The following is a 703-nucleotide window of genomic DNA, read 5'->3' as shown; positions in this document are numbered from 1 at the left end:
TGAACGGTGCTTTGGGCGGCTGAAAGAATATCGCCGCATCGCCACGCGTTACGACAAAACGGCGAGAAATTACCTGGCGATGGTGAAACTGGGCTGCATCCGACTCTTTTATCAACGCTTACGTAATTAAGGGACACAGCCTAAATAGCTGCGCGGAATAGTAGATCCCTTTGAGGGAACTTAGCCCGGATTGTGCGATCTGATCAATCGCCAAATCAAAACAAATCACCAACCGGACTGAGCAATGCCGATCATAGCACCAATTTCCCGTGACGAACGACGCCTGATGCAGAAAGCCATCCATAAAACACACGATAAAAATTATGCCCGCAGACTGACTGCCATGCTGATGCTGCACCGGGGCGACCGTGTCAGCGACGTTGCCAGAACGCTCTGCTGCGCCCGTTCCTCTGTTGGACGCTGGATTAACTGGTTCACGCAGTCGGGTGTTGAGGGACTGAAATCATTACCTGCCGGGCGTGCCCGTCGCTGGCCGTTTGAGCATATCTGCACACTGTTACGTGAGCTGGTAAAACATTCTCCCGGCGACTTTGGCTACCAGCGTTCACGCTGGAGTACAGAACTGCTGGCAATAAAAATCAATGAGATAACCGGTTGCCAGTTAAATGCCGGAACCGTTCGCCGCTGGTTGCCGTCTGCGGGGATTGTGTGGCGAAGGGCTGCGCCAACTCTGCGTATCCGT

Annotated in this window: 2 pseudogenes; both read left to right on the top strand. The window is 53.3% G+C overall.

Annotated features, from left to right (window positions below):
* Positions 1–130: pseudogene (locus tag BFF42_RS19280) on the top strand (IS5/IS1182 family transposase); the annotation flags it as partial.
* A gap of 114 nt (positions 131–244) precedes the next feature.
* Positions 245–703: pseudogene (locus BFF42_RS19275) on the top strand (IS630-like element IS630 family transposase); the annotation flags it as partial.

Source organism: Shigella sp. FC1661 (assembly GCF_001712525.1).
Lineage (GTDB): Bacteria > Pseudomonadota > Gammaproteobacteria > Enterobacterales > Enterobacteriaceae > Escherichia > Escherichia coli.
This window is presented reverse-complemented; position numbering and strand designations above follow the sequence as displayed.